The 15,799-nt window shown below is 40.0% G+C and carries 13 protein-coding genes and 1 tRNA gene; 6 read left to right on the forward strand and 8 right to left on the reverse strand.

What is annotated here, in order from left to right:
- Positions 1-41 precede the first annotated feature (41 nt).
- Both tsaA and Q0E08_RS03040 read left to right on the forward strand, forming a co-directional pair.
- A complete protein-coding gene (gene tsaA, locus Q0E08_RS03035; RefSeq protein ID WP_294776238.1) occupies positions 42-719 on the forward strand; it encodes a tRNA (N6-threonylcarbamoyladenosine(37)-N6)-methyltransferase TrmO in 678 nt (225 codons plus the stop codon).
- On the forward strand, positions 709-1,440 hold the full coding sequence (locus Q0E08_RS03040; protein ID WP_294776241.1) for a YlmH/Sll1252 family protein: 732 nt from the start codon (positions 709-711) through the stop codon (positions 1,438-1,440). The genes tsaA and Q0E08_RS03040 overlap by 11 nt, the downstream gene beginning before the upstream one ends.
- Before the next feature lie 63 nt (positions 1,441-1,503).
- Here the strand turns inward: Q0E08_RS03040 and Q0E08_RS03045 are convergent, their stop codons facing one another.
- The 4 genes from Q0E08_RS03045 to uvrB all read right to left on the reverse strand — a co-directional run bounded on the left by Q0E08_RS03045 (position 1,504) and on the right by uvrB (position 8,453).
- Positions 1,504-2,895, reverse strand: a complete 1,392-nt coding sequence (locus tag Q0E08_RS03045; protein WP_294776244.1) for a uracil-xanthine permease family protein — start codon at positions 2,893-2,895, stop codon at positions 1,504-1,506.
- Between the two features lie 36 nt (positions 2,896-2,931).
- The gene (gene upp, locus Q0E08_RS03050) at positions 2,932-3,564 is read right to left on the reverse strand and encodes a uracil phosphoribosyltransferase (protein WP_294776247.1); all 633 of its coding nucleotides are present in this window, start codon (positions 3,562-3,564) and stop codon (positions 2,932-2,934) included.
- Between the two features lie 108 nt (positions 3,565-3,672).
- Positions 3,673-6,492 (reverse strand): excinuclease ABC subunit UvrA, encoded by a 2,820-nt coding sequence (uvrA, locus tag Q0E08_RS03055; protein WP_294776250.1) that lies wholly within the window; start codon positions 6,490-6,492, stop codon positions 3,673-3,675.
- A gap of 2 nt (positions 6,493-6,494) precedes the next feature.
- Complete coding sequence (gene uvrB, locus Q0E08_RS03060; protein WP_294776252.1) at positions 6,495-8,453, reverse strand: excinuclease ABC subunit UvrB; 1,959 nt, start codon at positions 8,451-8,453, stop codon at positions 6,495-6,497.
- 184 nt (positions 8,454-8,637) lie between these two features.
- Between uvrB and Q0E08_RS03065 the strand changes: the two genes are divergently transcribed.
- The 3 genes from Q0E08_RS03065 to Q0E08_RS03075 are packed head-to-tail and all read left to right on the forward strand — an operon-like array spanning position 8,638 to position 12,003.
- The gene (locus Q0E08_RS03065) at positions 8,638-9,972 is read left to right on the forward strand and encodes an exo-alpha-sialidase (RefSeq protein ID WP_294776255.1); all 1,335 of its coding nucleotides are present in this window, start codon (positions 8,638-8,640) and stop codon (positions 9,970-9,972) included.
- A gap of 34 nt (positions 9,973-10,006) precedes the next feature.
- Entirely contained in the window at positions 10,007-11,344 is a 1,338-nt protein-coding gene (locus Q0E08_RS03070) for a TrkH family potassium uptake protein (protein WP_294776258.1), read from the forward strand.
- An 11-nt stretch (positions 11,345-11,355) separates the two neighbouring features.
- Positions 11,356-12,003: a TrkA family potassium uptake protein gene (locus tag Q0E08_RS03075; protein WP_294776261.1), complete on the forward strand. Its 648-nt coding sequence runs from the start codon at positions 11,356-11,358 to the stop codon at positions 12,001-12,003.
- Between the two features lie 67 nt (positions 12,004-12,070).
- Here the strand turns inward: Q0E08_RS03075 and Q0E08_RS03080 are convergent, their stop codons facing one another.
- The 3 genes from Q0E08_RS03080 to Q0E08_RS03090 all read right to left on the reverse strand — a co-directional run bounded on the left by Q0E08_RS03080 (position 12,071) and on the right by Q0E08_RS03090 (position 12,801).
- The gene (locus tag Q0E08_RS03080) at positions 12,071-12,241 is read right to left on the reverse strand and encodes a TIGR04076 family protein (protein ID WP_294776263.1); all 171 of its coding nucleotides are present in this window, start codon (positions 12,239-12,241) and stop codon (positions 12,071-12,073) included.
- Complete coding sequence (locus Q0E08_RS03085; RefSeq protein WP_294776266.1) at positions 12,211-12,483, reverse strand: TIGR04076 family protein; 273 nt, start codon at positions 12,481-12,483, stop codon at positions 12,211-12,213. Before Q0E08_RS03085 ends, Q0E08_RS03080 begins: the two co-directional genes overlap by 31 nt.
- A gap of 225 nt (positions 12,484-12,708) precedes the next feature.
- Positions 12,709-12,801 (reverse strand) — tRNA-Ser (locus tag Q0E08_RS03090).
- 97 nt (positions 12,802-12,898) lie between these two features.
- Between Q0E08_RS03090 and Q0E08_RS03095 the strand changes: the two genes are divergently transcribed.
- The gene (locus Q0E08_RS03095; RefSeq protein WP_294776269.1) at positions 12,899-13,243 is read left to right on the forward strand and encodes a hypothetical protein; all 345 of its coding nucleotides are present in this window, start codon (positions 12,899-12,901) and stop codon (positions 13,241-13,243) included.
- 57 nt (positions 13,244-13,300) lie between these two features.
- Here the strand turns inward: Q0E08_RS03095 and Q0E08_RS03100 are convergent, their stop codons facing one another.
- On the reverse strand, positions 13,301-15,799 hold the full coding sequence (locus Q0E08_RS03100; protein WP_294776273.1) for a glycoside hydrolase family 3 C-terminal domain-containing protein: 2,499 nt from the start codon (positions 15,797-15,799) through the stop codon (positions 13,301-13,303).

The raw sequence follows: 15,799 nt of genomic DNA on the forward strand, positions 1-15,799 counted from the left end.
TGTTATAATACTGTTAAATCTTTACAAAACAAGGGGTAAAAATGGAAATAAAACCTATTGCAAAAATAATAAATGATTACGACAGCAAGTTTGCGGTACCGAGGCAAAGCGGACTTGTGAACGAAATAAAATCACAAATTATATTTGAAAAAGAATACTCAAACCATGCGGCTTTTAAAAGAATTGAAGAATTCAGTCATTTATGGCTCATTTGGGGTTTCAGCCTTAATTCGCATCAATCAAACTCGTTAACCGTAAGACCTCCGCGACTCGGCGGAAACGAAAAAGTAGGTGTTTTTGCGACCCGTTCCCCTTTTCGACCAAACCCTATCGGTCTTTCAAGCGTAAAACTTGAAAAAGTAATAAAAGACAAAAATGATAATGTAACTTTAATTGTAAGCGGTGCCGATTTGGTATCGGGCACGCCGATATATGACATTAAACCGTATATCACTTTCAGTGACTGCCACACAGACGCCGTGTGCGGATTTGCCGACGATAACAAAAATCATAAATTAAAAGTTATTATAGATGATAATATACTTATCAATATTGAAAAAGAGAAGCAAAACGCTTTAAAAGAAATATTGGAGGGTGACCCACGCCCTGCATATCACGAAGACGGCAGACAATACGGTTTTGCATTTGCAGGCAAAGAAATAAAATTTACGGTAACCGACAACACACTTACCGTAACGGAGATAACAGATGGAAAATGAAGTTTTGCTCAAAAAAAGACTTACAGAGCTTTCCCACAGAGCATTTGAAAGAGGATATACAACATATTCAAACTTTTTGAACTTGCAGGAAATAAACATATTAAAATCAATAAAGACAGACAGTGCATATACTCTTTTCGGCGGATATGAAAATGCAGACAGATGCATAGCGGCTTTCGGTGAAGAAATATATTTCTACCCTATCGTTTGTATAAAAGTTGAACCGCTCCAGCAAAAATTTTCAGACAAATTAACGCACAGAGATTTTTTAGGTGCGCTTATGAATTTGGGTATCGAGCGTGAAATGCTCGGCGATATAAAGATACTTGATAATATAGGATATGTATTTTGTCTTGAAAAAATAAGCAAATATATTATTGATAATTTATCGGGAATTAAGCATACAACCGTAAAATGCAACATAATTGATGACATACCCGAGATGTTTAACAAACTGCCCGATGAAACAGAATACATAGTTTCGTCATTACGAATTGACACAGTCGTGTCGGCGGTATTCAAAATGTCAAGGAATGCGGCGTCACAGCTTGTTAATCAAGAAAAAATTTTTATAAATTCAAAAACCGTATATAAAGACTCCGTCCAATTAAAAGAAAACGATGTGGTGTCGGTTCGTGGTTACGGCAAATTTATATATTCTCAAACACTTAACGAAACAAAAAAGCACAAAATAGTTGTTGTGATTAGATTATACAGATAACAAAGCATAAGAAAAGCACGAAGTTTTTACGCTTCGTGCTTAATTATTTTCATCAACAAACTCTTATTTCTTTTTGCCATAATCGGATTCTGTATTAATTTGAGCCGATACTGTATCTGATTGGAATGCCTTGTCAGGGTCAAAATCCTTTTCAGGGAAAATGATATTCAAAACAATACCTGCGATTGAAGCACAAGCAAGTGATGAAAGTGTAATTGTAGCTGAACCGACTGTGAATGTGATGCCACCTGACAAGCCAAGAGCCACAACAAGGATTACAGCAGCAATAATTGTGTTACGAGCCTTTGAGAAATCAACCTTTGCTTCTACAACATTACGAACACCGATAGCGGAAATCATACCGTAAAGAACAAATGAGATACCGCCGACAACAGCGGGAGGAATTGACTCGATAAGAGCAGCAAATTTTGGCGAAAGGCTAAAGAAAACTGCAAAGTAAGCCGCAATTCTGATTACTCTTGGGTCATAAACCTTTGAAAGAGCAAGAACACCGGTATTTTCACCGTATGTAGTATTTGCCGGAGCACCGAAAAGTGATGCAAGTGATGTTGCGAGACCGTCACCGAGAAGGGTTCTGTTAAGACCCGGGTCGTTAATAAAGTTCTTGTTACATGTAGCGGAAATTGCCGAAATATCACCGATATGTTCCATCATTGTTGCAATAGCAATAGGAACGATAGCAATAATGGCGGAAATAGCCTTTGACTTATCCGAAACACCGCCAAATACGGTTGATGACCATTCAACAGGGTTGCCGATCCAAGGAGCAGCGTTTAATGCTGAAAAGTCGATAGCAAAGTTTTCTACACCACCGACATTACCTACAAGGACAGCAACGATATAGGCACCGACAATACCCAAAAGGATTGGGATAATCTTAATCATACCCTTACCGAATATATTGAAAATGATAACAAGTGCAAGCGCAACGATTGCAAGCCACCAGTTTTTGCTGCAATTTGTAACGGCAGACGGAGCAAGACCGAGACCGATTGCCATAATAATAGGTCCTGTAACAACAGGCGGGAAAAGCTTCATAACCCTATTTACGCCGACAGCCTTAATAAGAGCTGCTACAACAAGGTAAAGAAGACCGGCACACGCAACGCCGAGGCATGCATACGGAAGCATTTCTTTGTTTCCGCTACCGTCCTTGTTGAGCGGTGCTACTGCAAGGTAACCGCCGATAAATGCGAATGAAGAACCGAGAAATGCAGGAACTTTAAACTTTGTAAGGCAGTGGAACAAAAGGGTTCCGAGACCTGCAAACAAAAGTGTTGTTGAAATTGAAAGTCCTGTTAAAAGCGGAACTGTTACGGTTGCTCCGAACATAGCAAACATATGCTGAAATCCGAGAAGAATCATCTTCGGTGCACCAAGCTGACGCGCATCATAAATGCCGTCTTTGCCGATTTTAATTTTTGTTTTAGCCATTAATTTATCCTCCGTTTGTTAATTATATACTAAAATTTACTTAGTACCGAAAATTCTGTCACCGGCATCACCGAGACCCGGAATAATATAACAATCTTCGTTTAACTTTTCATCGAGAGCGGCACAATAAATGTCAACATCAGGATGAGCTTTTTTGAGTACTTCAAGTCCTTCCGGAGCGGCAATCATACACATAAAGCAAATTTTACGAGGATTTCTGAGTTTAATTTGAGAAATGGCGTCAACAGCCGAGCCGCCCGTAGCAAGCATTGGGTCAACAACAAAAACATCTCTTTTATCAATATCCTTAGGCAATTTACAATAGTATTCAACAGGAGTATGAGTGGTTTCGTCACGGTAAAGACCGATATGACCTACTCTTGCACTCGGCACCATCTTAAGACAACCGTCTACCATACCGAGGCCTGCACGCAAAATCGGAACAAATGCAAGCTTACGGCCTGCAAGCTGCTTACATTCGGCAATACCGCACGGTGTTTCAACCTTAACGGTTTCCATAGGCAAATCTCTTGTAGCTTCAAACATCATAAGCATAGAAATTTCATTGACAAGTTCTCTGAAATCTTTTGTGCTTGTTTCTTTGTTACGGAGAATGCTGAGCTTATGTTGAATAAGCGGATGATCAAAAATAATAACTTTTCTTTCCATTAAAACAACTCCTTAAATCATTATGACATAAAATGACATATTTTTATCCTTACTATAATATCAAAATAACATTTTGTTATCAACAATAGTTACACGATTGTAATAAAATCAAAGGAGCTTTTTAAGATACTGACCGGTATATGACTTTTTAACCTTGGCAACTTCTTCGGGTGTTCCCGTAGCAACGATTTTGCCGCCGCCCTTGCCGCCTTCGGGACCAAGGTCAATTATATGGTCGGCACACTTGATTACATCAAGATTATGCTCAATTACAAGGACCGTATTACCTGTGTCAACAAGTTTGTTAAGGACATCGAGAAGTTTTGAAACATCGGCGGTATGAAGTCCTGTTGTCGGCTCATCAAGGATATAAATCGTTCTGCCTGTTGAACGCTTTGCAAGTTCCGTTGCAAGCTTAACTCTTTGAGCTTCGCCGCCCGAAAGTGTTGTTGCAGGCTGTCCTAATTTGACATATCCAAGACCGACATCAGACAGAGTTTGAAGTTTTCTTGCAATCTTTGTATGTGTTGAGAAAAATTCAAGTGCTTCGTCAACCGTCATTTCAAGCACATCATATATACTCTTGCCTTTAAATTTTACATCAAGAGTTTCTCTGTTATATCTTTTACCGCCGCAGACCTCACAAGGAACATAAACATCGGCAAGGAAGTGCATTTCAATTTTAACGATACCGTCGCCCTGGCAAGCTTCGCATCTGCCGCCTTTGACATTAAACGAAAATCTGTTTGGACCGTAGCCCTTAGCCTTTGCGTCGTTTGTGGAAGCATACAAATCTCTGATGTCATTAAACACGCCTGTATATGTTGCCGGATTGGAACGAGGCGTTCTGCCTATCGGCGATTGGTCAATATCAATAACCTTATCAAGTGCATCTATACCTTTCATGGATGAAAACTTGCCCGTATGCTTCTTTGCGTGATTGAGAACATTACAAAGATGCTTGTACACAATCTCATTTACAAACGAGGATTTACCCGAACCCGAAACACCTGTTACTGCCACAAATTTACCAAGCGGAATTTCAACATCAATATTTTTAAGGTTATTCTCCTTCGCACCGAATACAGTGAGTTTTTTACCGTTACCCTCTCTTCGTTTTGTCGGCACGGGAATACATCTTTTGCCGCTCAAATACTGACCGGTAATACTGTTTTCACAAGCCATAACCTCTTCAGGTGTGCCTGCTGCAATAAGTTGACCACCGTGTATACCTGCACCCGGACCGATATCAACAAGAAAATCCGCCGCACGCATTGTATCCTCATCATGTTCAACAACAATGAGTGTATTACCCAAATCACGAAGATGACGAAGCGTATCAAGAAGTTTTTCATTATCTCTTTGGTGAAGTCCGATTGAAGGCTCATCAAGAATATAAAGCACGCCCATAAGAGAAGAACCGATTTGAGTTGCAAGTCTGATTCTTTGAGCCTCACCGCCGGACAAAGTGCCGGATTCTCTTGCAAGCGAAAGATAGTCAAGACCTACGGAATTAAGAAATGTAAGTCGTTCCTTAATTTCTTTAAGAACAAGATTGCCAATCATTTGCTCTTTTTCGGTCAATTTAAGATTATTGACAAAATCAAGTTCTTCCGATACGGACATTGAACAAAATTCATATATATTCTTGCCTCCGACCGTAACCGCCATAGCCTCCGGCTTTAATCTTGAACCTTTGCACTCGCCACAAGTACATTCTTGCATAACTTCTTCGATAGCAGTTCTTGCATAATCAGAAGTGGTTTCGGCGTATCTGCGTTTAAGATTATTTATAATACCCTCAAATTCGCTCAAATATGTTCCGCTTCCGTATGAAGTAACACGCTTCATCTTTAATTTTTTGCCGTTTGTACCATAAAGAATGGCATTCAAGCCCTCATCATTAATCATTTCAACCGGCATATCAAGTGAAAAGTTATATTCCTTTGCAAGTGCGTCCATATACATCCTTGCAATAGAACTGCCCTCCGCAACATTCCAACCGCTTGCCTTAATTGCACCTTGATTAATCGACATTTTTTTGTCGGGAATAATCAAATCAGGGTCGATTTCTTTGAATGTTCCGAGTCCGTCACACTTTTTACAAGCTCCAAACGGATTGTTAAATGAAAACATTCTTGGGCTCATTTCCTCAATAGAAACACCGTGCTCAGGACAGGCATAGTTAAGCGAAAACAGTTCTTCACTTTCACCGTTTATATCAACAATAAGAAGTCCGTTGCCTATTTTTGTAGCGGTTTCCACGCTGTCGGTAAGTCGAGATTGAATACCGTCTTTTATCACAAGTCGGTCAACAACAACTTCTATATTATGTTTTTTTGTTTTGGACAGTTTTATTTCGTCCTGCAAATCTACAATTTCTCCGTCAATTCTGCAACGAACAAATCCCTGCTTGCGAATATCGTTGATTTCCTTAACAAATTCGCCTTTTTTACCTCTTGCAATCGGTGCTAACACTTGAATTTTTGTACGCTCCGGAAGTTCCATAAGTTTATCAACAATTTGGTCAACGGTTTGCTGAGTAATTTCTCTGCCGCATACGGGACAATGCGGAATACCGATTCTTGCCCACAAAAGTCGGAGATAATCGTATATTTCGGTAACCGTACCTACCGTTGAACGCGGGTTTTTAGAAGTCGTTTTTTGATCAATGGATATAGCGGGAGAAAGTCCCTCAATATAGTCAACATCAGGCTTGTCCATTTGACCGAGGAACATTCTTGCATATGACGAAAGCGACTCCACATATCGTCTTTGACCCTCGGCATAAATAGTATCAAATGCCAAAGATGATTTACCCGAACCCGAAAGCCCCGTAAACACAACAAGTTTATCTCTCGGTATTTCTATATCAATATTCTTTAAATTGTGCTCTCTTGCACCTTTAACAACAATGTTTTTAATCATATTCAGTCCTCGTCACTAAGTTCTTTAATCTTATCACGAAGAAATGCAGCATGCTCAAATTCAAGCATTTTAGCCGCTTCTTTCATTTCTCGTGTGAGTTTTTCAATCATTACCCTGCGTTCCTTTGCCGTCATTCGTTTATTATGCTCGTCAAACGCTTCTTTAGTAGTGATTTCAATAACATCACGAACATCTTTTTTGATGGTTTTAGGTGTAATATTGTGTGCTTTATTATATTCTTCCTGTATTTTTCTGCGTCGCACGGTTTCGGTAATTGCTCGTTCCATAGACGGAGTAACGCTGTCGGCATACATAATAACTTCGCCGTTTTCGTTTCTCGCCGCTCTGCCGATAGTTTGAACAAGCGAAGTTTCGGAACGCAAAAAGCCCTCCTTGTCGGCATCAAGAATTGCAACAAGTGACACCTCGGGAATATCAAGTCCCTCACGAAGCAGGTTGATACCAACCAAAACATCAAACTTTCCAAGTCGTAAATCTCGAATAATCTCCATTCTTTCAATGGTGTCAACATCGTGGTGCATATATCTAACCTTAATGTCAAAGCCCTCAAGATAAGCCGTTAAATCCTCTGCCATTTTCTTTGTAAGCGTGGTTACAAGCACTCTTTCTTTGCGTTCTATTCTGATATTGATTTCGGACAGTAAGTCGTCCATTTGGTCATCGGTCGGTTTAACTGTGATAATCGGATCAAGAAGTCCCGTAGGACGGATTACCTGTTCAACAATTTGTGTGGAATTTTCTTTTTCAAACTCGCCCGGAGTTGCCGAAGTAAATATAACCTGATTAATTTTGCCGTAAAATTCGTCAAAAGTCAGCGGACGGTTATCAAAAGCAGACGGAAGCCTGAAGCCGTAATCAATAAGGCTTCCCTTTCTTGAACGGTCACCGCCGTACATTCCACGCACCTGCGGAAGCATAACATGGCTTTCATCAACAAACATAAGAAAATCATCAGGAAAATAATCAATGAGAGTAAACGGTGCTTCTCCCGGTTTTCTGTCACTCATAATGCGTGAATAATTTTCAATACCCTTGCAAAAGCCTGTTTCTTCAAGCATTTCAATATCATTCATAGTGCGTTCTTTAATACGCTGTGCTTCGAGAAGTTTGCCGTTAGCTTCAAAATATGCAACTCGTTCCACCATTTCATTGTAAATCTCGTTGAGTGCCTTTTTGAGCTTTTCGTGACTGACAACATAATGAGAAGCAGGATAAATAACGCAGGAACTCAGTATGCCCTCAACCTTACCCGTAAGAGGATTAATCTCGCAAATTCGGTCAATTTCATCGCCGAAAAATTCAACTCTTACGGCATTACCTGAACTTCCGGCAGGATAAATCTCAACTGTGTCGCCACGAACACGAAACTTATTACGAACAAAGTTAATATCATTGCGTTCGTATTGAATTTCAACAAGTTTATGAATAAGCTCATCACGCTCTTTTTGCATACCCGGTCGCAACGAGATTACCATTTTTTTGTAATCAAGCGGGTCACCGATAGAATAAATACACGATACAGACGCAACGATAATAACATCTCTACGCTCCGACAAAGCCGCCGTTGCACTGTGACGAAGTTTATCTATCTCGTCATTAATTGCACTGTCTTTTTCGATATAAGTATCGGTTGTAGGCACATACGCCTCAGGCTGATAATAATCATAATATGACACGAAATATTCAACTGCATTTTCAGGAAAAAACTCTTTAAATTCGGAGCACAGCTGTGCCGCAAGTGTTTTATTATGAGCCAAAACAAGAGTAGGTCTGTTGACTTTTTCAATGATATTTGCCATTGTAAAAGTCTTACCCGAACCCGTAACGCCCATAAGAGTTTGCTCTTTGTCGCCTCGCAAAACGCCCTCGGCAAGTTTTTCAATAGCTTGAGGCTGGTCGCCTGTCGGCTTAAATTTGCTGACTAATTTAAATTTATCCATATCATCAACTCACTATTTTTTGCTAAAAATCTACAATCACTATATTATACAACAAATGTTTCAATTTTTCAATAGAAAGTATTTGGTATTTAGTTCATCTATATTTAATATTTTGTGTATTGAAGTGCAGATACAAGTTTGGTATAATATAGGTTATAAATTTATATATTAAAGGGTGATTATTATGGCTAACAAACAAACATTGTTTTGCGGAACAAATACTGAATTTTTATCCGCAGAACTCGTAAAAGAGGCAAATGAGTCTAACAGCGGTGTTGCATTTCGAATTCCGAGTTTGGTGAATGTTGACGGCACGCTTGTTGCCGCTATCGATAAGGCTCATGTACCTATGGATTGGGGCTTTATTGAACTTGCTGTAAGAACAAGTACAGACGGCGGCAAAACCTGGAGTGACATCAAAACTATTGCCACACCGCCTGCAAGAGTTATCAATTCGGACAAAGAAAATACTGCGACTGCATTTTACATCGACCCTTGTATGGCTGTTGCACAAAACGGCGACATCGTGCTTCTTGTTACATATTATCCCGAATCGAAGGGTCTTTTTAATAAAAAGATGATGGACACCAAAAAGGTTGCATACGCAAACTTTGACGGCAAGACAGTTCCGCTCATTTATGACAAAGAAGGCAACTTCTACTATGCTCTTGAAAGCGGCAAGGTTATTGACAAAGCAAAATCCGCCACTCCGTACAAGGTTAACTTTACAGACGGCGAACTTTATGAAAACGACAAATATGTAGGCAACATCTTCCTCAACGGTGCAAACAAAAAAGCCGACGGAGGCGACGGCACTACATTCGGTGCTCCTCTCAAAGCCGTTAAGAGAAGTTATGTATTTATGCTTCGCTCAACAGACAAAGGTGCAACTTGGTCAAAGCCTGTTGACATTACGGGAAGCATTCTTAATCAGGAAAAAGACGGATATTTCCTCGGAGTCGCTCCGGGTAATGCAATCACAACAAAGAGCGGCAGAATGATATTCCCTCTTTATACTCTCAAAGGTTCGGTTTGTATTTATTCCGATGACAACGGCAACACTTGGAGAAGAAACGAAGCCGTTCCTTACACACCTAACATTGACGAATGGACGCTTGCAGAAGGTCCTGACGGAAATCTTTACTCTTTTTCAAGAGCAAAGGGCTACAAGACGACCCCTGCCGCAATTTCTTATGACAATGGTATTACTTGGGCAAAGGCTAAAACTGCGAAGTTCAAAGCACCTAAGTGCCAAAAGAACTGTCTTATCGACGGTGACAAGGTATATGTTTCTCACCCATCAAAGAAAGGCAGAAATGACGGTGTTATCTCAACAGGTACTTTTGAATACGACAAAAAAGGCAAGTGCAAAGGCATCAAGTGGTCTAAAGAGGACATCAAGATTAACGAAGGCTTCTTTGCTTACAGTTGTATGACAAAGATTGATAACAACACAATCGGTATTCTTTACGAAGACCAACCAAGTTCTCACATTGTTTTTGAAACAATTAAGCTATAATTAATCAAAATCGGCAAAGGAGTTTACATTTATTATGCCGAAGAAATCAAACATAAAAAAACGACTTTCAACCTTTCAGATTATATTACTTGGCTTTGCAGGAGTGATATTGCTCGGTGCTCTGCTTTTGATGATGCCTATTTCATCGGCAGAACGAGTTGTTACTCCGTTCAACGAAGCATTGTTTACATCAACTTCCGCCGTATGCGTAACTGGTCTTATAGTTAAAGACACAGGCAGTTATTGGTCTGCTTTCGGACAAGCGGTAATTATTACTCTTATCCAAATCGGCGGTCTTGGAGTTGTCACTATTGCCGCATCATTTTCTATGCTTGCAGGCAGAAGAATATCTCTTATGCAACGAAGTACAATGCAAGACGCAATTTCTGCTCCAAAAGTTGGCGGAATAGTCAAACTGACAAAATTCATCATCACCGGCACATTTATTATAGAAGCAGTCGGAGCTGTTTCAATGATGCCTGTTTTCTGCAAAAACTTTGGTGCAAAAGGAATTTGGATGTCTGTTTTCCATTCTGTTTCCGCATTTTGCAACGCAGGATTTGACATTTTAGGCACAGAGGGCAATCAATTCTGCTCGCTGACCTCATATACATCAAATCCTGTTATCAATATAACGGTTATGCTTCTTATTGTAATCGGCGGTATCGGATTTTTAACTTGGGACGACATATACAACAACAAGTTTAAAATTAAAAAATACCGTATGCAAAGCAAGATTATTCTTGTTACATCGCTTATTTTGATTTTACTGCCGGCTATATATTTCTTCTTTTTTGACTATTCGGATTACAGCATCGGCAACAGATTGCTTGCTTCACTGTTCCAATCGGTCACAACAAGAACGGCAGGTTTTAACACGACCGATTTGACAAAATTAACTCGACCGTCACAGGCAATTATGATTTTTCTTATGCTTGTCGGCGGTTCACCGGGCTCAACGGCAGGCGGTCTTAAAACAACTACAATCGCCGTGCTTATTCTAAATGCTTTTGCTTGTTTCAGAAGAAAAGAGGATGTTTGTGCATTCGGCAGAAGAATCGACAACAGCGTTATAAAAAATGCGGCAACAATAGTTATGATGTACATTGCACTTTTCTTCATCGGCGGTGTTTCAATTTGCACTATCGAAAAGTTACCGTTGGTTGCAAGTTTGTTTGAAACCGCTTCTGCAATCGGCACGGTAGGATTGACTTTAGGACTCACACCAAAACTAAGCTTAGCATCACAAATTATTCTTATAGTATTGATGTACATCGGCAGGGTCGGAGGATTAACCCTCATTTATGCAACACTATCGGGCAAAAAACAAATCAATGCAAAAATGCCGCTTGATAAAATTACAGTAGGTTAAAGGAGCACAAAATGAAAAATATTTTACTTATCGGTCTTGGACACTTTGGCAAGCACATTGCAATGGAGCTTAACCAATTAGGCCATGAGATTATGGCAGTTGACGAAAACGAAGAAAAAGTTAATGATGTTCTTCCATATGTCACAAATGCACAAATCGGCGACAGTACAGACCCTGATTTTTTGAAGTCACTCGGAATAAGAAATTTTGATGTTTGTATTGTAACAATGTCGGGCAACTTCCAAAACTCGCTTGAAACCACTTCCCTGCTAAAGGAATTGGGTGCAGAACTTGTTGTATCTGCCGCAAAGCGTGATGTACAGGAAAAATTTTTGTTACGCAACGGAGCGGACAGAGTTGTTTATCCCGAAAAGCAAATGGCAAAGTGGACCGCTATCAGGTACACTTCCGACCATATACTCGATTATATCGAAGTGGACGATTCATATGCCATTTTTGAGGTACAAGTGCCTGATAATTGGATTGGCAAATCAATCGGCAGAATTGACATTCGTAAAAAATATAATATCAACATTTTGGCTCTTAAAGAATACGGCAAGCTGAATATGGCAATAACGCCTGACACCGTGCTTTCAAGCAACATTACTCTGCTTGTTCTCGGAGATTACAAATCACTCCAAAAATGCTTTAAGCTATAATAAATTGAAACGGACTCGCCCATAAAGACGAGTCCGTTTTTTATGTATTCGTAACAAATTCAGTCGTTCAGCCTGTGTATGCATCATCTGTTGTATTTTTAAAATTTTGTTTTTCAAGCCATTGTTTTTCTTCATCATTTTCAGGAATATCAATTCGCTCAATTTTAAAAATAACAGGTCTTGTTCCGTCATTACAGCAAGCGATCATCATTCTGTCGTCATTTGTCCATTTACGCATAATTGAGCCACCTTGCAATGCAGTGTATAAACATATCGGCTGATAGCATCCCACGCTTCTCCACAAAACTCACCGTTCATCAAATGATAAAAATCATCTTGTTCAGGAGTTCTTTTCAAAACAAAAGTGTCACCTTTTTTAAATGATGGACAAGCACCGGATTTTGGATTTGCCAAATATTGTTCTTGCAAATCAGGAAAAACCTTTGTATCTAATACTGTTATTTTACATTCATATCTCATATCGAAACTCCTAATAAAAATTTTATTAACAGGAAGCAGATAATCGTATTCTGCTTTTTCTCATATTATCATAACATATAGAGTTTTACAAGAGGTTAAAATACGAATTTTCTTGATGAGATAATTTCTTGTACTGACTGTTTTTCCGCTTCGCTCCATCCTTGTTCGAATCCCTTTATTATACTTAAAAATAAAAAAGTCCGTCTGTGACGAACTTTTTATTTTTGGCGGAGAGCAAGGGATTCGAACCCTCGAACAGGTTATAGCCCGTTACACGATTTCCAATCGTGCTCCTTCGGCCAGCTCGGACAACTCTCCAAATAATTTACTTGCCTATTATAACTTATTAAAATATAAATTGCAAGTAAAAAATTAATATGTTATAATAAAAATATAAATTTGGGAGGTCTTTAAAATGAAAAACAAAAAATCAACTGTGCTTTATGCTGTTTTTGCCGTAATTTTACTCATAGTCGGTGCGATTACAACAGGTGTTGCAATCAAAGCAGGCAATGATTATAAAGGAACCGTTGCGGCTTATAAACTTTATCAAAAATCAGGATTCGACTTAGGTACCGCTAAATTATCCGCTCAAACAGATTCGGCTAAAGAACGCGCAGACGAATACAAAAACAACTTTAAAAAATTCTTTGCTATTTCTATTTTGCTTTATGTCGCACTTTTAGTAATGCTTGTTTTAATTTATCTAAACACAGTTAAAGCAAAAGAATTGGAAGAAGAAAACAAAAAGCAAGAATAAAAATTTACAAATGTAAAAATCGGGAGATGTCAACATCTCCCGATAATTTTTATCCTATTAGATAGCTGAAAGAAGTTTTGGAAGTCTTGCGAGTGTTCCGCCGAGAGTCCAGAAAATTTTGCTGAAACCAATGAATGATGATTGGTCATCATTAAGCATCATAAGAAGTCCCTCAGCCTGATATTCGCTGAATGCACCCATAGACATCTGTACGAAGTTACGAACAGGAATCTGTGTTGCCATAGCGGCAAGCATCTTACCGTCGCCGTTTTCAGCTGAGCCCATACCCGACATAACCTTTGAAATGAGTCTGCAAAGTCTGCCGCCCCACTTTGTATGTCTTGCATCGTTAAGGCATGAGTACTTATCAATCCTCTTTGAAGTATCAATTTGAGGATTTGGAAGCTCACCGTAAACTGCGGCATAATCATCACGAGTGATGTTTTTAACATCGTTGTAGTAAGCAGGAGCAGTTGTGTGATAATCAGGGATTTCGCAAGCAGGAGCTTCTACATTTACGGTAGCGGTGAGTTTAACATCTCTTGATGAAGCGGCAACCATAATATCAAAGTCACCCGACTCAACGCACCAATCGCCGATTTTAACATTATAGAAAGCAAATGCTCTCTTTGAAAGTTCAACAGAAACTTCCTTTTCTTCGCCTGCATTAAGGAATACCTTTTTGTATCCTTTAAGTTCCTTTGCAGGACGGAAGATTGTTGATTCCTTGTCTGCAACATAAACCTGAGCGATTTCCGCACCGCCAACACTGCCTGTATTCTTAACCTTGAACGATACGGTAAGAGTATCTGTATCCTTGATAGAATCAGCTGAAAGCTTAATGTCGCTGTATTCAAATGTTGTATAAGAAAGGCCGTAACCGAACGGGAATACAACATCTTCGTTAGCGGAATCGTAATATCTGTAACCGATATAAACGCTTTCTTTATGTTCTGAAGTTACAGGACCGCCCGGATAATTGCCGAATGTAGGATTTGCTTCAAACGAAACAGGATATGTTTCCGAAGTTTTACCGGAAGGATTAACCTTACCTGTAAGGATATTTGCAACTGCGGCACCGCCTGCCTGACCGCCGAGACCGGAATTAAGAAGGCCCTTAACTTCAGAAAGCCATGGCATAAGTACAACAGAACCGCCTGCGAGAACAACAACGGTATTTGGATTTGCAGCGGCAACATCCGAAATAAGCTTGTTGTGGTTTGGAGGCATATTAATTGTTTCTCTGTCGTAGCCTTCACCCTCAAAGTCCTCTGTAAGACCTGCGAAAACGATTGCAACATCGGCATTCTTTGCAGCATTAACAGCTTCTGCTGTAAGCTGTGCCTCAGTCATTCTTGTCTTTTGCTCTTTCTTGGTGCCTGCTGTCTTGTAATAACCCTGTGCATATGTAACATCAACGCCGAGTTCTACAAGTTCGTCATAAGCGTTTGAAAGCATTGTAGGATTGATAACAGAAGAACCTGCACCCTGGAAACGAGGAGCCTTTGCCATCTCACCGATAACGGCTACCTTTTGACCTGCCTGAAGAGGAAGAATGCTGTCATCGTTTTTAAGAAGAACCATTGAGCCTTCTGCAATCTTTTGAGCAATCTTGTGGTGAGCCTTTTTGTCATATGTATGTGTCTTTTCAAGAGCCGGCTTTGACTTTAAGATGAGATCAACAACAGCATCTACTCTTTCGTCAAGAATTGATTCTTCAAGAGTACCGTCGTTTACAGCGGCAACAATCTTTTTAGCATTAAGCTTACCGGATGTAGGCATTTCAAGGTCTGTACCTGCCTTAACGCCGTCAACACGGTCAACAGATGCACCCCAGTCTGTTACGATAAGACCCTTAAAGCCCCATTCCTTACGGAGAACCTGCTGTTGCATCCATTCGTTTTGTGAAGCATAAACACCGTTAATACGATTATATGAATTCATAATAGTCCAAGGCTGAGCCTCTTTAACGGCAATTTCAAATGCCGGGAAATAAATCTCACGCATTGTACGCTCATCAATAACTTCGTTGAGGACCATACGGAATGCTTCCTGTGAGTTACAAGCAAAGTGTTTAAGCGAAGTACCTACGCCCTTAGACTGAACACCGTTGATAATAGCGGCTGAGCACTTACCTGCAAGAAGCGGATCTTCTGAAAAATACTCAAAGTTTCTGCCGCATGTTGGAGCACGCTTGATATTTGTACCCGGACCGAGAATAACGGAAACCTTTTCTTTAAGGCACTCTTCACCCATAGCTGCACCCTCTTCAAAGAGCAAATCATCATCCCAAGAGCAAGATGAAGTTGCAGCAGGTGGGAAGCATGTTGTCGGCACAGAGTTGCCAAGACCGATACCACCCGATGACTTTGCCTCGCCTTCTTCAGGTACATAGTCCTTACCCTTTGCCTTACGCAAGCCGTGAGGACCGTCTGTAATGCAAATCTTAGGGAGTCCGAGTTCCGGAGCTTCCTCAAGATGCCAATAGTCATAACCGGAAACAAATGTTGCCTTTTGCTCAAGGCTCATTTTTCCGACGATTTCAGAGTGTTTCAT

Source organism: uncultured Eubacterium sp., assembly GCF_934561735.1.
GTDB lineage: Bacteria > Bacillota > Clostridia > Oscillospirales > Acutalibacteraceae > Eubacterium_R.